The organism is Mesorhizobium sp. CO1-1-8 (genome assembly GCF_020164875.1).
Lineage (GTDB): Bacteria > Pseudomonadota > Alphaproteobacteria > Rhizobiales > Rhizobiaceae > Mesorhizobium.
Genome location: NZ_JAIUGZ010000014.1, coordinates 88603 through 107050 on the forward strand (window position 1 = coordinate 88603; position 18448 = coordinate 107050).

The window sequence follows — 18448 nt, forward strand, 5'->3', positions numbered from 1 at the left end:
AGCGCGCATTAACCTGAGCGGCAGCTTTGCCTGTGGCGCCCGCCATTGGACGCCTGTTCCGTGACCCGCGAAGGGCCTGTCTATTTCAAAGCAGGAACCGTGCCAGTTTCGACAGAGATGAAAAAGATCAATGAAATCACCAATGCATGCCGGTCACCGACACGTCGGGCCCTATGGCTGGCGGGCCAAAGATTGTTCATTAGGGCAATCGGGCGCACAATTTTTGTGCAATGCACAAGAATGACGCGAAAATGATCAGGCTTCCCCGCGGGCCGATTTCTGGCTGGCGATGTAGGCGTCGATCTCGTCGGGATCGAAGATCTGGCCGTCGAAGAACCCGTCCGGGCCAAGCACGAGGCCAGCCCCTGTCGCGCCGACCGCGGTTGCAACCTTGAGCGCGCCCTCGACTTTCGAATTGGCGCCGGGAAGTGCCACGCCAAGCGGCCCCAGGGCCGAGCGGTAGAGGTCGGGACGGTAGCAGTCGCGGGCGATGGCAAGGTTTTCCGGCGTGTGCGCCACATGCCCCCAGCGCACCATCTGCGTGTAGAACCACAGCGCATGGCTCTTCCACGGAAAGTTCGCCGCCTTGTCGAAGGGGAGGAAAAAGTCGTCGATGGTCCGCTCCGCGCCGCCGCCCAGTCGGAGATGGCCGGTCAGGATCGGCATCTGGACGGCCTGCGGCAGGCCGAGGAAGCCGGGCTGCGCCATGACGGCAGCCAATTCCCCATGGTTGGCCGGATCCTGGCACCAGCGCGCCGAATGATGCAGCGCGCGCAGCAGCGCCGCCAAGGCCTCGGGATTCTCATCCGCCCAGGCCTTGCGCACGCCGATCACCTTCTCCGGGCTGTTGCGCCATATCCGCGCCTTGACGGTGACGATATGCCCGGTGCCGGCGGCAACCGCAGCACTGTTCCAGGGTTCGCCGACGCAGTAGCCGTCGATGCGGCCCGTGGCCAGCGCATCCGCCATGAAGGGCGGCGGCACGATGACGATCTCGATTTCGCGCGTCGGATCGATGCCGCAGGCGGCGAGCCAATAGCGCAATTCGTAATTATGCCCGGAATGGGGATGCACCACGGCAAAACGCAGCGGATCGCCACCGGCCGCGGCGCGCTCGCGGATGAGCGCGCCAAGGGCGGCGCCGGCGCGCGCCGGATCGAGGTCGGCCTCTGCGCCATGCGCCGCCATCCCAGCCCAAACGGCGTTGGAGACGGTGACGCAATTGCCGCCGAGCCCGAGCGAGAACGGCACGATGGTTTCCGAAGCGAGCGGCGTCAGCCCGAGATTGCAGGCGAGCGGCATCGGTCCCAGCATATGCGCGAGATGGAAGTGACCGATGGCGATGCGGTCGCGGATGTTGGCCCAGGACGTCTCGCGGTGCAGGGTGAGATCGATGCCTTCCCGTGCCGCGAAGCCGAGCTCGCCGGCCGCGACCAGCACTGCGCTGTCGAAAAGCGGCATGAAGCCGGCGGTGACCTGGTGCGCGGCAGTCATGCTCATTCGTCCTCCGCCGGTCCGAGCAGCCCGGCGGCAGTCACCAGGCTCTGGGCGATGTCGCCGATCTTGCGGTTCTGGTTCATCGCCGTCTTGCGCAGCAGCGTGTAGGCTGCCTCTTCGGAGAGGCCGCGCGATTTCATCAGGATGCCCTTGGCACGGTCGATCACCTTGCGGCTCTCGAGCTCGCCGCGAACCTCTTCCAGTTCGCGCGCCATGCGCGAAAAGGCGTTGAAGCGGCTGACCGCCATGTCGAGGATCGGCTTGACGCGCTCTTGCCGCAGACCGTCGACGACATAGGCTGAAACGCCGGCATCGACCGCTGCCTCGATCGAGGCCTGGTCGGAGCGGTCGACGAACATGGCGATCGGCCGTTTTACGGCACGCGAAAGCTGGAACATGTTTTCCAGCATGTCGCGATTCGGGTTTTCGAGATCGATGACGATGACATCGGGCTCGATCTCGGCGATCCGCCGTGCAATGCCGGTCACGTCATGGATGACGGTGACCCGCTCATGACCGGCCTCGCGCAGCCCCGCCTCGATGATCGCGGCGCGGATGCGGTTTTCATCGATCACCAGGACGGCGAGTGTGGTTCGAACCATGCCAGCATTGTGACCAAGCGAAGGAATTGTGCAATGCGGTATGGTTGAACAACCCGATATTCGCTGACCGCCGCAGGAGCCTAATCCGCCGCCAGCGCCGTCACCTCGCGGCGGAAGGGCAGTGCGTCGCCGATATCGGCTTCGTCCAGCTCGCGCGCGAAGCGGTGGCCGGCATAGGTTGCCCAGGCGGCCGGACCCGGAGCTTCGGCGTCACCGATGACCTTGATCGAGCGGATTCCACTGTCGGCCCATTCGTCCCGCCGCGCCTTGAGCTCATGCCAGACGCCGTCATCCTGTTGGCGCGACGTCACCAGCACCACGGCATCCGCGGCGATGTCACGCTGGCTGCCCGTATAGGCGCAGGCAGTGACAACCCCACCAGCCACGATGCGCGTCACAGTCCGGTTCAGCACGATCTCGACGCCGAGTTCTGCCAGCCGGCGGTGGATGGCGCCCTGCTCCAGCGTGTTGCGGGTCCAGTCGGACACATAGGCCGAAGGCGTCACCAGCGTGATCCTTGCGCCCTGGCGCGCCATCAGCTCGGCCAGAACACCGCCCATGTAATAGTGGTCGTCGTCGAACAGCACGACACTGCCGGTCGGCACATTGCCGCCCATCAGATCGTCCGGCGTGTACACCGGCATGGCCGGGTCCACCGGCATCTGCACGACATGCGCGCGCGCCACGCCGTCGCGGCGCCATGTCGAGCCGGTGGCGATGGCAATGTTTTGAAAGCCGAAGGCGAGTATGTCGTCGGCCGACAATCGGCTTTCGAAATAGACGTCGACATTGGACATCTGGCTGATCTGGTACTGGCGGTAGTCGCGGACGCGACCCCATGCGGAGAGGCCGGGCAAGCGGCATTCGCGCGCCACCCGGCCGCCAAGTTCGGTGCCGGCTTCGGCGATGGCCACCTGATAGCCGCGCAGGCCAAGCGCGCGGGCGGCCTCCAGCCCGGCCGGGCCGGCGCCGACGATCAGCACGCTGTCGCTGTCGCCCTTGGCCTGCATGCGTTCGGGATGCCAGCCCTTGCGCCACTCCTCCATGAAGGTCGGGTTCTGCGTGCAGCGCGAGATTGACATGGTCATGTCGCCGGTGATGCAGATGTTGCAGCCGATGCATTCGCGAATGTCCTCGATCCGCCCTTCCTCCACCTTCTTCGGCAGGAAGGGATCGGCAATCGACGGCCGCGCGCAGCCGATGAAATCGAGCGCACCGGACTTGATCATCTTCACCATCACGTCAGGCGACGTGAACCGCCCGACGCCGACGACCGGCTTCGAGGTCAGCTTCTTGATGCCGGACACCAGGCTCTCCTGCGCGCCCTCCTCCTTGAACCGCGACGGCCCGGAGCAGTCCTCCCAGGCGCCATGCGCCAGATCCCAGAGGTCGGGCAGGTCGGCATGCATCTCGATCATGTCGCGCACTTCGGAATTGGCAAAGCCGAGCTCGCCGATCATCTCGTCCAGCGACAGCCGCAGCGTCAGGCCGCACGTGTCGCCGATGGCATCCCTGCCCTCCTCGATCAGCTCGCGCATCAGCCGCGAGCGATTTTCCAGCGAGCCGCCATATTCGTCGCTGCGCTGGTTGGTGGCCGTGGACAGAAAGTGCTGGATAATGCCGAAGCCATGCGCGCCGTAGAGGCAGACCAGGTCGAAGCCCGCCAGCCTGGCGCGTTTGAACGCATTGCGGTGCCAGCGGCGCAGGTCGCGAATATCCTGCTTGTCCATGGCGCGCGCCTGCACCGGATCGTTGGTGAAGGTCCGGATCGGCAAAGCCGACGGCCCGCGCGGCACTTCCTTGGTGTAGAGGTTCGGCCCGTTGATGCCTGAATAGGCCAGCTGGATGCCGGCCAGCGCGCCATGCTGGTGCATGGCCTTGGCCATCTTCGCCAGGGCCGGGATATCGGCATCGTCCCACAGTCTGAGCTCGATGAAGGGCGTGATCTCCGAAGTGTGGTGCATCTCGGTCTGCTCGGTGAAGATGACGCCCCAGCCGCCTTCCGACTTGATGCGGCGCATCTCGGCCGCGGCCGAAGGATCGCGATAGCCGCCGCCATTGCAATGCGGCACCTGGTAGAAGCGGTTCTTGGCGGTCACCGGACCGATCTTCACGGGCTCGAACAGAATGTCATAGCGCGGATCGCGCATGGCCTGCGCGCTTGCGGCCTGCCTCAAGGCCTCGAAAGTGACGCTGCGGACACCGCTGCACCTGGCACTCTCCTACGACGAGGAGATCGGCTGCATCGGTGTGCGCAGCCTGATCGACATCGTTCTTTTCTTGTTCTCTTTCAGCCGATGTCGGAGCAAAGCACGTTGGGTGCGCTGCACAAATTATGATTTTCAGTAGTTCGGCTTAGGCTGGACCTAACCAGCCCGCGCTGCGTCTGCGCCATCGCGATCTCGCCATCAGCAAGCCGCACCATTTCTTGCTCGGTCAGCTTGGGAGCACCGCGGATCTATTCCAGACTCCAGCCTTGGACCGCGCCCGGCGATCATGGACCCCGATATCTGCTGTGCAACTCCGGGAAAGAGCAGCGCAACTTTGACGCCGCTTGAGGCGGGGCTTGCCGTAACGGGCATAGAGCTGGCGGGTCTCAGTGCCTTCCACCGCGCCGGTGTTGGTAACGGTGAAAGGGGTGGGAGCCTCGGCAATTTTCCCATCAGCCCTGGTGCGGATATATTGGGCAGCCTGATCGTGGGCCTTCGTGCTTGTCGCTCAATGGCCTGGACATTGCTCGCCGGTGGAGTGACATGTCACGCTCGTGGCTCCTTCGGTGGGCCCGCAATTCTGGTGAGGCCTGCTTGCACGTCCTGCATTGTTCCCTGGGACCTGGCGAATGACGATGGGAATCCCCGACGAGAAAGTCGATTGCATCGTCATCGGCGCCGGCGTCGTCGGCCTGGCGATTGCGCGGCGGCTGGCGCTCGACGGACGCGAGGTTCTTGTCGTGGAGGCCGAGGCCAGCCCCGGGCTGGGCACGTCGAGCCGCAACAGCGAGGTCATCCATGCCGGGATCTACTATCCGAAGGGCAGCTTGAAAGCGCAGCTATGTGTCGAAGGAAAGAACGCGCTTTACCGCTATTGCGAAGCGCGCGGGATTCCGCACAAACGCATCGGCAAGCTGATTGTCGCTGCCGGCGACGCGGAATTGCCGATCCTGGAGGGGATCCGGACCAAGGCTGCGGACAATGGTGTTGCGGACCTGGAGATGCTCAGCCGCACGGATGTCGAACGGCTTGAGCCTGAACTCGATGTCGCCGGCGCGCTTTTGTCCCCCAGCACGGGGATCGTCGACAGCCGCGCGCTGATGCTGGGGTTACAGGGTGATGCCGAGAATGCCGGTGCCACCTTTGCGTTTCGCGCGCCGGTTCTCGGCGGCAGCGTCGCCGAAACGGGCTGCGAACTCCAGTTTGGTGGCGATATGGAAGGCTATCGGATTGCTGCGAATCTCGTCATCAACGCGGCGGGATTGTCAGCCCATCTCATTGCCCGGGGCTTTGCGGGCGGTCATGGCGGCAAAATCCCAGATGTCACCTACGTCAAAGGCAATTACTTTGCGCTTGGACGCCGCCCGTCCATCAACCATCTTGTCTATCCGGTTCCGGAACCAGGCGGCCTCGGAGTTCACCTGACGCTGGATATGGCCGGATCCGTCCGTTTCGGGCCGGACGTCGAGCCCGTCGATGAGATCGGCTACGCGGTCGACCCAACTCGGGCCACACCATTTTACGCGGCCATCCGACGCTATTGGCCGGGGCTGAGAGACGGGGAACTGGAGCCGAGCTATTGCGGGCTGCGGCCTAAAACGAACGGGTTGCAGTTCGGTGATTTCGACATTCTGGCAGATCCGTCCGGACGGCTGATCAGTCTTTTCGGAATCGAGTCACCTGGCCTGACGAGTGCGCTCGCGCTGTCGGATAGGGTTGTCCAGCTTGTCAGAAAGACGAACTTCTTCTTGCTTTAGCCTTTGACCGCTCCAGCGGTCATGGATCCCGATATCTGCCGATACATCACAAGCCCCAGCAAGGCCGGCGGCAAAGCGCCCAGCATCATGACGGCGGAAGCGGTTCCCCATTTTACGCCACCGCCGCTCGCGGCGAAGAAGAAGGATGCGCCGACCGTCATCGGCACGGCACGGCTGGTTGTCAGCATGAGGCCGAAGAGGAATTCGTTCCAGGCGGTGATGAAGCCGAAGATGAAGGTTGTGACCAGCGCCGGTCGGATGACGGGCCGGACGATCATCATCATCACCTGCAAGGAACTTGCGCCATCGACTTTCGCCGCCTCGTCGAGTTCGACCGGCACATCTGAAATCGCGTTCACCAGGATGACGAGCGCAAGCGGCGCGTTGACGATGGTCAGGATGAGCCCGAGCCCGATCCGCGTATCGAGCAGACCCAGCCACTGGTACATCATGTAGAGCGGGATCGCGAAGATGATCAGCGGCACGGCGCGAAGGTTGATGACGATCGGCAGGACCAAGCGCTTTCCCGCCTCGCTACGCGCGATCGCATAGGCAGCCGGGAACGCGAGCACGATCGCAAGACCGGTTCCGATCAGCGCCGCCACTGTGCTGTTCAGCAGATAGGCATAGATGTTGAAGCGGCCGGTCTGCGTCAGAACCTCCAGATAGTTGTCGAGCGTCGGCTGGCTGATCCACAAACCCGGGTTCGTCGAAAGCTCGCGCTGGCTTTTGAGCGATGTGATCAGCGTCACGATAATGGGGAAATTCATCGCCAGCACGGCGATGGCAAAAACGATCCAGCGCAGTACCCTGACCATCGTCAAAGCTTCCCGCGGCCGGCAAGCCGGTTGAGCCCGTGGAGAACGATGAACGACGCCACAAACAGGACAACCGAGGCGGCGACCGCCTTGCCGATTGCCCCTTCCTTGAAGAAGGCCTGGTAGATGTAGATCGACAAGGAGGTTGTCGAGCCGCCTGCACCACTGCCTGTCAGTGCGTAGACATTGTCGAACACTCGGAAACCGTCGATGAAACGGATGAAAAACGCGATGACCAGCGTCGGCTTCATCAACGGCAGGTCGATCCAGCGGACGATCTCAAACGGTGATGCGCCATCGAGCGAGGAGGCTTCGCGCACGTCGAGCGGTATGGCCGAATAGGCCATGTAGAAGAGCAGGAAGGCGAAAGGCGTCCATTGCAGCGTCTCCACGACGACAAGGGTGCGGAAGGCATTGTTGATATCGAGGAAGGCCGGGCTGTCGCCGAACCATTCGAAGAGATAGTGGGGGACGGGCCCCGCGAATTCATGCAGCACCAGCCGGTACATGAGACCGACCATGGCCGGCGCGACCATCAGCGGCAGCATCAACGGCGCCATCAGGACTGGGCGCTTGCTCAGAAGCGGCGCCAGGAAGATGGCAAGGAAAAGACCGATCAGACATTCCGCCGATGCGGTAAGAATACCGAAGCGCAGAGAGAACCAGGCCGAGCTCCAGAATTCGCGGTCGTTCAACACCGCGACATAGTTGCCGAAGCCGCTCAACACCGGACTGCGCAGCGTCTCGAATGTGACGGTCGAAACGGAATAGATCAGATTGACGATCGCCGGAAAGCCGAGGAACAGCAGCAGGAAGCCGACCAGCGGCGTCAGATACATCCTGCCTTCGGCACGTGTCACAAGGGCCATGTCGATCCGCCAAACGCGCCGGACACCGAGCCTCGACCCGGCGTCCGGCAAATGGTTCATTTTTTCAGAAGGTCCTGCATGCCCGCCTTGGTGTGGGCGAGCGCATCCTCGAGGCTCTGCTGGCCGGACCAGTAGCCGGTAAACTCCTTTGCCTGCAGCTCATAGACTGGAAGCGCACCCGCGGACGTCGCTCCGGTCATGACATAGCCGTACTTGCTGGCGAATTCGCCGAGCTTGACGAGGTCGGGACGTTCCTTCGCAACCTTGGCGACGACATCGGGAGACAATGCCGGCGAACCGCCGCTGCGCGCATAGAGCAAGGCCGCATCCTCGGTGGCGAGCCACTTCAGGAACTTGACGGCGCCTTCCTTGTTCTTGGCGTTCTTGTTGAGGCCCAAACCAAGGCCGTGGATATGATCAGCGCGTCCGTCGGGACCTGCCGGCGGCGCGACGATCCCCGTCGCCTCGGCGACGGCCGGGGATTTTTCGGTGCTGGTCAGATCCGCCGCCGCGGCATTCCACTGCAGCGCCGTCGCCGCCTGACCGGATGCGAAGGCCGCGTTGGTTTCAGCATATTCGTAGCTCAGCGAATCCTTGGGCGAAGACCCGGCATCATAGAGTTTCTTGTAGAGCTCGAGGCCGGTCTTGTAGGCATCGGAATCCACCGTGACATTGCCGTCCTTGTCCATCCAGTCGCCGCCGTAGGAGCGCGGCAGCGACTGGAAGACCATCATGTTGAACAGCAGGTTCTTCATCTGCAGGACCGTGCCGTAACGCACCGGGCTGTCGGGATTCACCTGCTTGGTGAAATACAGGGCGGTGGCCGCCCAGTCGTCCCAGGTCCAGCTGTCCGGGTCTTTCGGCTGCAGCGGCTTGCCGAGATATTTCTGGGCGATTTCACCATAGGTCTTCTTTGCGGCATCATCCTTCATCAAGGCGTCGATGAGATCCCTGCGGTAGTACATGAAGTGCAACGAAAGGTCTGTCGGCACGCCGTATTGCTTGCCGTCGAACTGCATCGTCTTGAGAACGGATTCGCCGAAAACCTTGGCCGCGTCCGCGCCAAGATCGACCGGCTCCATATAGGGCGCGTAGCGACCGAGGGAGTAGGTGGCGACGAGGTTCACGTCGAAGGCACTGGATCCGGCCGCCATGTCGGCCTGCAGCTTGTCGTAAAAGCCTTCGCGGTTGAAGAACAGCAGCTCCACCTTGTCGGCATCGCTTGCCTGCTTGTTGTAGGTTTCCACAGTTGCCCGCAGTGCGGTTTCCTCGGAGCCGCCAGGCCAGCCGAGCACGGTCACGGTTGCGTTGGCAAAGGTCGGCAAAGCCGTCCCCGCAAGGAGGGTGGCCATAAGCGCAAAAGACGTCCTGCTCAATTTCATGATCGTTCCCTTCTTTTTTGATGATCTTTACATGGCATGACCGGGGGCGCCGTTACCTTGCCCATTCGGCAAGGTCGGCCACGCCGATGACGCCGGCGTGGCCTGCGAGCTTCGCCGCAACGAGATCGGAGGAAAGGCGCGGTGGAACCTCGCCCAGATGCGCGCGCACCCGGTCGAGATAACCCTCGGCAAGACCGATACTGCCGCCGATGACGATCGATTTCGGATCGAACATCATCTGAATGTCCCGGCACAGCGTTGCGACCCGCGAGGCGCTCTGCGAGACGATGGCGCCGGCCCAGGCCTCCCCCTTCAGCGCATGCCCGAACACATCGGCGGCATCGGCCTTGAAGCCGGCCTTGAGGGCTTGCGAGGCGATCCAGCGGCCGGAGGTGCCGTCTTCGAGCGGAGCCCGGTCTTCAGACAGGCCACGGATCAGACCGAAGTGACCGGCTAGACCGGACAGCAATCGGCCGTTGCAAACGATGCCGCCGCCAATTCCGGTCGAGATGGTCAGAAAGACGATGTCGCGGCCTTGCCCGGCGCCGAATTTGTGTTCGCCCCAGGCAGCTGCCTGGGCATCGTTGAACGCACAGACCGGCTTGCCGAAAACAGCTGATGCCCTTTCGACCAGCGGGTAGTCATCGGGAATGCCAAGCGTCGCCGGGTTCAACGCCGACCAACGTCCATCCTGCACCAGTCCGGTCACCGCGATGCCGACGCGACGGAAGCGGCCGGACCATGCCGACGTGCTTTCCGCCAGGGAAGCCAGCCAGGTATCGGGCCCAGCCTCTCGCGCGGTCGGCACGATCATGTCCTCGGTCACCTTGCCGCCGCTGACCAGCGCGGCCATGGTCTTGGTTCCACCGATGTCGATGCCCAGCACGGTTGGGCCCAGCACTGTTGGGGCCAGCACGGTTGGGCCAAGAACGGTTTGCGCGCCTCTTGCCGCATAGGCGTCGGAAATCGCCTGGTGGAACCATGAGGTGACATGCTCGGTACGGGTGATCGCCGAGCCGACAACCACGGCACAGGCGCCGGCGCGCGCGGCGGCAGCCGCCTGCTCCGGCGACCGGATACGCCCTTCGGCGATGACGTAGGGGGTCAGGGTTCGCATTTGAGCGATGAGGGCGATGTCCGGATCTTTCGGCTCCGGCCCGCCGACATAGCCGGAAAGCGTCGTGCCGACGAAATCGACACCTGCGGCAAGGGCCCGGCGCGCGTCGTCAAGGCAAGAGCAATCGGCCATGGCCAGCTTGTTCCTGGCCTTGACGGCTTTCACAAGCGCTTCGACAGGAACGGGACGGACACGGTCCGTCGCATCGAAAGCGATGATATCGGCGCCCGCCTCGGCCAGGGCCTCGACATCGGCCAGATAGGGTGTGATGCGCACGGGGCTGTCGGTGAGATCGCGCTTGACGATACCGATGATCGGCACGCGGACGGCCAGGCGGGTGGCCGCGACATAGGGCACGGATTCGATGCGCAGGGCCTTGGCTCCGGCTTCAAGAGCGGCCCTGGCAAAACCTGTCACAAATTGCGCACTGTCCATCGGGCCGCCGGGAACCGGCTGGCAGGACACGATGAGACTGTTGGCGATGTCTTGTCGCTGCACGTCGGCACTCCCCTGTCGCCATCACGATAAATGGAAAATACCAGATTACAACCAGTTCAGAACTGGTATTACCTTTGCAGCTCGAAGACGAAATCGTAGACGTCGCCCTTGTATCGTGTCTCGCAGTATTCGACGATCTGTCCGTCGGCGAGAAAGCAGCGGCGCTCGGTCATCAGCAGCGGTGCCCCCGCCTCGCAGTGAAGGTGTTTTGCATCCTCCAGCGATGCGCCGCGCGAGCGCATGCGCTGGATTGCCCTCTGAGGCAGGAGGCCGCGTGCATCAAGCGCTTCATAAAGGGAGTCCTGAACCATCTCGGGCGAAGGAAGGAAGCGAACCGGCACGGCCGAGACCTCGACGGCGATTGGCGCGCCATCGGCTGTCCGCACACGACGCATGCGAACCACATTGGTATTGCCCGCAATACCCAAAGCCATCATTTCGGCTGGGGATGGACGGCTTATCTGCTTGGAAAGCCATAGACATCCAGGCTTCAGGCCGCGCGCCAGAATATCCTCCGAAAAACTCGTCAGCGTCGAAAGCGATTTTTCGACCCGCGACCCGATCTCGGTTTTGGAACCATGCCGGCGATTGAGCTGCCCTTCCTCTTCGAGCAGCGCCAGAGCTTTTCTCACAGTGACACGCGAGATCGACAGGGCTTCCGCCAGAACCCGTTCGCCCGGCAGAACCGCGCCGGCCTTCAACGCATTGGAGCGGATCGCTGCCTCGATCGCCGATTTCAACCGTCTGTAAAGCGGCACATCGGACGCTGTCGCTTCCATTTCCCGACTGACAAGCCCGATCAGGTTCACGGTTGTCATTGCCTTTCCTCCCGCGCGAGAAGCACCCAGGATCAAAACATTCCCGACTGGACCTATACTGGTATTATCAATCCGGTGCAAACGGCCCGCGGACGGTGCCTCGTCCGCCCTCAGCGCACCACGATCCCTCAGCGAACCCGCGGCGACAGCTTCATTGAGATGCGATCGCAGGCAGCACGCAGGACCTCCAGAGTATAGGCATGGCGGCTTTCACGCGTATGGCGATTGATATAGGCGACGATAATGGAGGCGACGGCGCTGCCGTCCGGTCCGATGACCGGACAGCAGATATCGGTGATGCCGACGAAGTCACGGCTCTCGCGCATCCAGTAGCCGTCCGCGCGGATGATACAAAGCTGCTTTTCCAGCGCGTCACGATCCAGCGGCGCCGGCGAATGCACCGCACATTCATCGATCATCCGCGCCGCGACCTTTGGCGGCTGGAAGGCAAGAATCACATGGCCGGAAGTCGCGTCCGTAGCCAGGCGGCCGTAGCCGAGGCGCAGCGTGAACGCCATGTCCTCGCCGCCGGGAACGGCCGCGGTCACAACGGTCAAGCCATGATTGAAGACGACCAGGTGCGGCGACTGATTTGAGTCCTCGGCAATCTGCGTCAGCTCGGGCATGGCGGCGGACATGAGATCCTGAGCGCTCGGCGTGTGCAGTCCCAGCTTGAAAAGCCTGTCGGTCAACGAATAGGCGTCGGTCTCGGCGTTGCGCTCGATATATTGTCGCTCCTGCAGCGCGATCAGCATCCGGAATATTTCATTCTTCGAACGGCCGAGGCCTTCCGCGATCTCCTTCATCGTCAAGGGCGCCCGCGCCTCCGCCAGCAGCTCCAGGACATCCAGTCCCTTGGTCAGCGCCGGGGCCGAATAGGTCGGCTTGCCACTCTCTTTTGCGTCGTCTGCCATTCAAAGAATCCCCGGTGGTCCACGCACGATAGAGACAAGAAATCGGAATTGCCATTGGTTTTATATCCAAACTTGACACCATATATAAAACTGACATGATGACGGGACAATGAATTTCGAGGCCAACCCGATGACCGTACAGAGACCTGCAAACACTGTCCGCGCGACCATCACTCCCCGGAACAACAGTGTTTACACGTCGGTCGATTTCGATCGCGAGGGCAAGCAGATCGGCTTCTTCCATGTGCCCCAATCGCCGCACGACGATGCCTGGGGCACGGTCCGCGTTCCGCTCGCCGTCATCAAGAACGGCGACGGTCCGACGGTCCTGATCGAGGGTGGCAACCACGGCGACGAATATGAGGGGCCGATCGCGCTCGGCGAGCTTTTGCGCGAGATCGATCCACGGGATATTGCCGGTCGTATCATTGCGATTCCGGCCATCAACATTCGGGCCGTCGAGGCCGGCACCCGCACCTCCCCGGTCGACGGGTTGAATTTCAACCGCAGTTTTCCGGGCGATTTCAACGGCACGCTGACAAGCCAGATCGCGGCCTATGTGCATGACATCCTGTTCCCGAAGGCCGACTACTTCCTGGATCTCCACTCCGGCGGTTCGTCCCTGATGATCCTGCCGAGCGCGATCATCGAGCCCTCCCCCACCGCGCAAGGGCATCGCAAGAACATCAAGGCGACGCTCGCCTTCGGGGCGCCGACCGTTGTCATGGTCGACAATCTCGGTGAAACCCGGACCTCGACCGCGTCCGCCAACCACCAGGGGCTGATCGTCATCGGCAGTGAGATGGCCGGCGGCGGCCTTGTCAGTCAGGATGCGCTGGGCATCTGCCGCAGGGGCATCCGCAATGTGCTGAAACATGCAGGCGTCCTGAAAGGCGCGCCTGACATTGCCCCTGGCGCCAACGCACGCGTGCTCAAGGTGCCAGGAAGCGAAGGCTATCTGCTTTCCGAGGAGGACGGTGTCTTCGAACCCTTGAGCCCGCTCGGCGGTGCCGTCAGCAAGGGCGACCTTGCCGGACGCATTCACTTCCTCCACACGCCGTCACGCGCGCCAATCGATCTCCTTCACCCCATCGACGGCATCGTTTTCGCCAAGCGTCAGCCCGGCCGCGTGCGCCCGGGGAATTGCTGCTTCGTGCTTGCCAACGAATATCCGGAGGCACTGACCGATGAGCCATGAAGACATCATGGCGGCTGCCCGGCGCATTGCCCCCTTCATACGGCGCACCCCGGTCGTCAAGCTCGATCATGCCACGGGCGCAGACCTTCAAAATGACGTTTATTTGAAACTCGAATGCCTCCAGGTGAGCGGCTCCTTCAAGATCCGGGGCGCCACGAATCGGGTGAAAACGCTCGAGCCGAACCGGATCGAAAACGGACTGGTCGCCGCATCCGGTGGCAATCACGGCCTGGCCACCGCCTATGTGGCCGCCCAGGCCGGCGTTCCCGCCACCATCTACCTGCCGAACAATGCAAGCCCGCTGAAGGCGGAAAAACTGCGCAAATGGGGCGCTGACGTTCGCTTTGCAGGCAATGTCTGGGATGAAGCGCATGAGACGGCATTGGCCGAGGCAAAGGCGTGCGGCGCCTTCTACATGCATCCCTTCGCCGATGCGCAGATCGTGTCCGGTCAGGGCACTGTGGCGCTGGAGATGGTTGATCAGATTCCCGATGCCGACATCTACATCGTCGCGATCGGCGGGGGCGGCCTCATCAGCGGCATGTCCGAAGTCCTGAAGCACGTCAAACCCGACGCCAGGATCATTGGTGTCGAGCCGACCGGTTCACCGACCCTTCACGCCTCCCTGGCTGCCGGCCATGTCGTTCGCTTGCCCGAAATAACGACGAAGGTGGCGACCATGGCCTGCGGCCGAACGGACGAAAGCATCTATGCGATCGTCGCCAAGCACGTCGACGACATCGTCCTTGTCGAGGATGCCGACATGGAGAAGGCCGCTGAATTGCTCTGGTTCGAGTTCGGCATCGCCGCCGACCTCAGCGGCGCGGCATCGCTGGCCGCGTTGATGAGCGGAGCTTTCAAGCCACCGCGCGGCGCCCGCATCGCCGGGCTTGTCTGTGGCGCCGGTGTCGAAGGCCTGAACGGCCGAGCTTGAGAAAGGCCGGTCCACGCAGGACGCGGCCCTGACATGGATACGGCACGAGTGCCGCGGAATACCGCCGGAATGCCTGTCGCTGGGACGGTCGTCGTGCGGAACATGAAAAAGAGGCGAAGAATCGCCCTGCCGCAACAAGAGGAGAATTGAAACATGCGCATTTCCTTGAAAGCATCCATTGCTCTGCTCGCACTCGCCATCGCAACGCCCTCGCTTGCCGCGGAAAAGGTTCTTGGGCTTGCGGCAATCGACCTGCAGAACTCCTTCTTCGTCCGCATGAAGGAAGCGGGCGACGTGGCTGCCGCCGACTATGGGGTGAAATCCACCTGGCAGAGCGCCGAGGGCAGTCTGGAAAAACAGGTCAGCATCATCGAGAATTTCATCAATCAGGGCGTCAGTGCGATCCTGATCGATCCGATCGACAAGAATGCGGTCATTCCGGTCATCCAGAAAGCCACTGCCGCCGGCATTCCGGTGATCACCATGGGCAACAAGGTCGAGGCCGGCTCGAATTATTCGACGCTCTATCCCGACTACGACAACATGTCGATGGTTGCTCGCGCGCTCGGCAAGTCGCTTGGCGGCAAGGGCGAAGTCGCCCTGCTTGTCGGGTCGCGTGGCAACTTCGTGTCCGACACGCGCGAAAAAGGCTTTGTCGAGACCCTGAAAAAGGAGTTTCCGGACATCAAGGTGGTCGGGATCGAGCCGACCGGCTGGGACGCAGCCAAGGCAACCAATGCCGCCCAGACATGGCTCACCACCTATCCGGACCTGAAGGCCATCGGCTGCATCTCCGACAGCCTCTGCCTGGCAGCCGATTCCGTTGCCAGCTCGATGGGAACCCAGTTGCTCTACGGCGGCTACGACGGCGACGCCGAGATGAAGCCGCTGATCGATGACGGCAAGATGGTGATGGACGTGCTGACCGGCGCCTATCGTGTCGGCTACTGGAACATCGCCGTTGCCGCTCGCCTGGCCAACGGCGAAAAGCTGCCGCAGGATCTCTACATGCCGACCTATTTCGTGACCTCGGATGCGACGGCGGCGAAGCTCAAGGCGGATGGCCTCACCTTCGAATACATCAACACCGACAAAGAGGCGGTGGAAGCCAAGAACTATACCGAGCAACTCGGTCCCAAGGTTCCGGCGACCGCCATGACCCTGGCAAAGTAACAGCCTAAAGCGGCTCAAGCGCCGGATGACATATCATCCGGCGTCCCCTTTTCCTGACGATCGCCGTCGCCGCTTCCGTGGTGGCCGCGCATGATGCTCGACAAGAGGACCGACCCATGTTCCAGTCCTGGACCTCTCCGTTACTGCGGCGCAACGAACCGGTTCTCATCGCGGTGCTGCTGGTCGCCATCGCCGTCTTTGGCTGGATCGATCCGCGTTTTCTGTCGACCGGCAATCTTGTCAGCATCGCGCAGCAGAGTGCGGTCATCGCCCTCGTCTCTTTTGCCATGACGGCCGTGATCATTGCACGCGGCATCGATATTTCCGTCGGCAGCAACCTCGCCTGTTCCGGCATCGCCGCGGGTCTTGCCTACACGGCAACCGGCTCGGCGAGCCTGAGCCTTGTCGCCGCGATCGGCGGCGGTGCCGCAATCGGTCTGCTCAATGGAGCGCTGATCGGCTTTGCCGGCATCTCTCCCTTCATCGCAACGCTCGCCACCATGGCGTTTGCACGCGGCCTGGCGCTCAGTCTCTCCGGCGCATCCAGCATCGCGGTCGCCGATCCGGTCCTGCTTTTCGCGGGACGCGAGACGATCGGCCTCCTGCCGGTCTCCGTCATCATCGCCGCCATCTGTCTGGGTCTCTGGTGGTTCGTGCTCAATCGCACGGTGTATGGGCGCTGGATCTATGCGATCGGCGGCAATGCGGGAGCGGCGCGGGCCTCTCTGGTTCCCGTCGACCTCGTGCGCATCTCCGTCTACCTGATTGCCGGCGCGACTGCCGGGCTCGGCGCAATCCTCACCATCGGCCGACTTGGTTCGGCCCAGCCGCTTGCCGGAACCGGCCTTGAATTTACGGCCATCACAGCCGCGATCATCGGCGGCACGAAACTGTCCGGCGGCCAGGGCTCCATCTGGGGAACGGCCATCGGGGCGCTGCTGCTGGGCGTCATCAACACCGGCCTGTCCTTCCTCCAGGTGCCGCAGATCCTGATCTATTTCGTCACCGCGAGCCTCATTCTGGTGGCCGTTCTCACCAGCCAGCCGGAGAGTGTCGCCGCCTTGTTCAAGACCGGTGGCCGCGGGTCCACCCCGTCGCCCCGCAACGCCGCCACAACACCGGCCGGCAAACACAGCATAGCGCTGCGCGGGCTTGGCAAGTCTTTTCCGGGCGTCAAGGCACTCGACGGTGTCAGCTTTGCCGTCTCGGCCGGCGAGGTGGTGGGACTTGCCGGCGAGAACGGGGCCGGGAAATCGACGCTGGTGAAGTGCATTTCCGGTCTGCATCGCCCGGACGAGGGTGAGATCGTCATCGACGGCAACGCCGTCCAGTTCCACTCCCCCAGCGACGCCAAGGGCATCAGCGTCATCCATCAGCATTTCAGCCTTTCGCCGGACCTCACGGTGACTGAGAATCTTTTCATCGGCCGCGAACCGCACACCCGCCTGGGATTTCTCGACCGGACCCGAATGCGGCGCGATGCGAAAACCATCATGGACGAGCTGTCGCTTGATATCGACATTGGCGCGGAGCTGCGAACGCTTTCGGTCGGGCACCGGCAGATGGTGGAAATTGCCCGTGCCGTTCTGTCCGATGCCTGGTTCTTCATCATGGACGAGCCGACCAGCGCGCTCTCCAACCGCGAGCGCGACCAGCTCTACGACCTGATCGACAGACTGAGAGCTCGCGGCGCCGGCATTCTCTACATCTCCCACAAGATGGAAGAGATCTTCAGCCAGTGCGACCGCGTCGTCGTTCTGCGTGACGGACGCTTCATCGGCGAGCGCCAGACCCGCCAGACCAACGAGGCCGAGATCGTCTCCATGATGGTCGGGCGCGATGTCGGCGACATCTTCCCCTATCTCGAAGCGCAAGTCGGCGAAACCGCGATCGAGATCAGCAACATCTCCGATGGCAAGCTCTTGAAGTCGGCGACACTCAGCGTGTGCAGGGGCGAAATCGTCGCGCTCGCCGGCCTGATGGGCAGCGGCCGCTCCGAAGTGCTCAGGCTGATTGCCGGCCTCGAGACCATGCACGGCGGCACGCTCAGAATTTTCGGCGGGCAGCAGACCGGCGGCGACACCAAGGCCGCCAATCGCGCCGGCATCGTCTACATACCGGAAGATCGGCATCTGGAAGGCTTCGTCGGCACGATGTCGATCAGGGATAACCTGTCCCTCGCCTGGATTCGCGACAACAGTCGCTTCGGCCTGCTGAGACCTCGCCGCATCCTGGCTCTCGCGCGCGATCTCATCGGCTCGCTAGGCGTGCGGCCAGCCCAGCCCGACAAGATGACCATCGAGCTTTCGGGCGGCAATCAGCAGAAGGTCGTCATCGGCAAATGGCTTGCCACCAAGCCGAAGATCATCCTGCTCGACGAGCCGACACGCGGCGTCGACGTCGGCGCAAAGTCCGAACTCCATCACCTGATCGCAAGATTGAAGGCCGAGGGCGCGGCGATCCTCATGGTGTCGAGCGAGTTGCCCGAAGTCCTCGGCGTGGCCGACCGCATCGTCGTCATGCGCGAAGGCCACTCTGTCGGCACGCTGGCGCGTGGGGCGACGGAAGAAGACGTGATGACGCTGGCCTTCGGTGATCGCACGATCACACCGCCAGCCTGCGCACCCCGGCCAGCATCCAACCTTGCACCATGCCTGTAAG

The 18448-nt window shown here is 62.8% G+C and carries 14 protein-coding genes and 1 pseudogene; 6 read left to right on the plus strand and 9 right to left on the minus strand.

The genetic code is table 11. The annotated features are described in order from the left end of the window. Positions 1-255: 255 nt before the first annotated feature. The 3 genes from LB558_RS24805 to LB558_RS24815 form a co-directional block, all read right to left on the minus strand. A complete protein-coding gene (locus LB558_RS24805) occupies positions 256-1494 on the minus strand; it encodes a CmpA/NrtA family ABC transporter substrate-binding protein (RefSeq protein ID WP_224700046.1) in 1239 nt (412 codons plus the stop codon). A gap of 2 nt (positions 1495-1496) precedes the next feature. After that, entirely contained in the window at positions 1497-2099 is a 603-nt protein-coding gene (locus LB558_RS24810) for an ANTAR domain-containing response regulator (RefSeq protein ID WP_224699962.1), read from the minus strand. 80 nt (positions 2100-2179) lie between these two features. Further along, positions 2180-4249, minus strand: a complete 2070-nt coding sequence (locus tag LB558_RS24815; RefSeq protein WP_224699963.1) for an NAD(P)-binding protein — start codon at positions 4247-4249, stop codon at positions 2180-2182. Here LB558_RS24815 and LB558_RS33255 point away from each other — a divergent pair. Together LB558_RS33255 and LB558_RS24825 are read left to right on the plus strand one after the other, a co-directional pair. After that, positions 4248-4373: pseudogene (locus LB558_RS33255) on the plus strand (acetylornithine deacetylase); the annotation flags it as partial. The gene LB558_RS24815 and the pseudogene LB558_RS33255 overlap by 2 nt on opposite strands. A gap of 565 nt (positions 4374-4938) precedes the next feature. Continuing rightward, positions 4939-6066, plus strand: coding sequence for an NAD(P)/FAD-dependent oxidoreductase (locus LB558_RS24825; protein WP_224699965.1), 1128 nt, complete (start codon positions 4939-4941; stop codon positions 6064-6066). On the opposite strand, the gene LB558_RS24830 is transcribed toward LB558_RS24825, so the two are convergent. From LB558_RS24830 to LB558_RS24855, 6 genes are all read right to left on the minus strand, one after another. Further along, entirely contained in the window at positions 6063-6884 is an 822-nt protein-coding gene (locus LB558_RS24830; protein WP_224699966.1) for a carbohydrate ABC transporter permease, read from the minus strand. The genes LB558_RS24825 and LB558_RS24830 overlap by 4 nt on opposite strands. 2 nt (positions 6885-6886) lie before the next feature. After that, the gene (locus LB558_RS24835; protein ID WP_224699967.1) at positions 6887-7753 is read right to left on the minus strand and encodes a carbohydrate ABC transporter permease; all 867 of its coding nucleotides are present in this window, start codon (positions 7751-7753) and stop codon (positions 6887-6889) included. Positions 7754-7809: 56 nt separating this feature from the next. Next, positions 7810-9135 (minus strand): ABC transporter substrate-binding protein, encoded by a 1326-nt coding sequence (locus LB558_RS24840; protein ID WP_412033499.1) that lies wholly within the window; start codon positions 9133-9135, stop codon positions 7810-7812. A 52-nt stretch (positions 9136-9187) separates the two neighbouring features. Continuing rightward, complete coding sequence (locus LB558_RS24845) at positions 9188-10750, minus strand: putative N-acetylmannosamine-6-phosphate 2-epimerase (RefSeq protein ID WP_224699969.1); 1563 nt, start codon at positions 10748-10750, stop codon at positions 9188-9190. 68 nt (positions 10751-10818) lie between these two features. Further along, positions 10819-11568 (minus strand): GntR family transcriptional regulator, encoded by a 750-nt coding sequence (locus tag LB558_RS24850; protein WP_127256098.1) that lies wholly within the window; start codon positions 11566-11568, stop codon positions 10819-10821. A 128-nt stretch (positions 11569-11696) separates the two neighbouring features. Continuing rightward, positions 11697-12482, minus strand: coding sequence for an IclR family transcriptional regulator (locus LB558_RS24855; protein WP_224699970.1), 786 nt, complete (start codon positions 12480-12482; stop codon positions 11697-11699). A gap of 130 nt (positions 12483-12612) precedes the next feature. Between LB558_RS24855 and LB558_RS24860 the strand changes: the two genes are divergently transcribed. The 4 genes from LB558_RS24860 to LB558_RS24875 all read left to right on the plus strand — a co-directional run bounded on the left by LB558_RS24860 (position 12613) and on the right by LB558_RS24875 (position 18447). Further along, on the plus strand, positions 12613-13680 hold the full coding sequence (locus LB558_RS24860; protein ID WP_224699971.1) for a succinylglutamate desuccinylase/aspartoacylase family protein: 1068 nt from the start codon (positions 12613-12615) through the stop codon (positions 13678-13680). Continuing rightward, entirely contained in the window at positions 13670-14614 is a 945-nt protein-coding gene (locus LB558_RS24865; protein WP_224699972.1) for a threonine/serine dehydratase, read from the plus strand. Before LB558_RS24860 ends, LB558_RS24865 begins: the two co-directional genes overlap by 11 nt. Positions 14615-14767: 153 nt before the next feature. Continuing rightward, on the plus strand, positions 14768-15787 hold the full coding sequence (locus LB558_RS24870) for a sugar ABC transporter substrate-binding protein (RefSeq protein WP_013530435.1): 1020 nt from the start codon (positions 14768-14770) through the stop codon (positions 15785-15787). A gap of 116 nt (positions 15788-15903) precedes the next feature. Beyond that, positions 15904-18447 (plus strand): ATP-binding cassette domain-containing protein, encoded by a 2544-nt coding sequence (locus tag LB558_RS24875; RefSeq protein ID WP_224699973.1) that lies wholly within the window; start codon positions 15904-15906, stop codon positions 18445-18447. Position 18448: the final 1 nt, after the last annotated feature.

Excerpts from the sequence above, each read along its gene's own strand:
- LB558_RS24805 (WP_224700046.1), bottom strand. The coding sequence starts at position 1,494 with ATGACTGCCGCGCACCAGGTCACCGCCGGCTTCATGCCGCTTTTCGAC.
- LB558_RS24810 (WP_224699962.1), bottom strand. The coding sequence starts at position 2,099 with ATGGTTCGAACCACACTCGCCGTCCTGGTGATCGATGAAAACCGCATC.
- LB558_RS24815 (WP_224699963.1), bottom strand. The coding sequence starts at position 4,249 with ATGCGCGATCCGCGCTATGACATTCTGTTCGAGCCCGTGAAGATCGGT.
- LB558_RS24825 (WP_224699965.1), top strand. The coding sequence starts at position 4,939 with ATGACGATGGGAATCCCCGACGAGAAAGTCGATTGCATCGTCATCGGC.
- LB558_RS24830 (WP_224699966.1), bottom strand. The coding sequence starts at position 6,884 with ATGGTCAGGGTACTGCGCTGGATCGTTTTTGCCATCGCCGTGCTGGCG.
- LB558_RS24835 (WP_224699967.1), bottom strand. The coding sequence starts at position 7,753 with ATGGCCCTTGTGACACGTGCCGAAGGCAGGATGTATCTGACGCCGCTG.
- LB558_RS24840 (WP_412033499.1), bottom strand. The coding sequence starts at position 9,135 with ATGAAATTGAGCAGGACGTCTTTTGCGCTTATGGCCACCCTCCTTGCG.
- LB558_RS24850 (WP_127256098.1), bottom strand. The coding sequence starts at position 11,568 with ATGACAACCGTGAACCTGATCGGGCTTGTCAGTCGGGAAATGGAAGCG.
- LB558_RS24855 (WP_224699970.1), bottom strand. The coding sequence starts at position 12,482 with ATGGCAGACGACGCAAAAGAGAGTGGCAAGCCGACCTATTCGGCCCCG.
- LB558_RS24860 (WP_224699971.1), top strand. The coding sequence starts at position 12,613 with ATGACCGTACAGAGACCTGCAAACACTGTCCGCGCGACCATCACTCCC.
- LB558_RS24865 (WP_224699972.1), top strand. The coding sequence starts at position 13,670 with ATGAGCCATGAAGACATCATGGCGGCTGCCCGGCGCATTGCCCCCTTC.
- LB558_RS24870 (WP_013530435.1), top strand. The coding sequence starts at position 14,768 with ATGCGCATTTCCTTGAAAGCATCCATTGCTCTGCTCGCACTCGCCATC.
- LB558_RS24875 (WP_224699973.1), top strand. The coding sequence starts at position 15,904 with ATGTTCCAGTCCTGGACCTCTCCGTTACTGCGGCGCAACGAACCGGTT.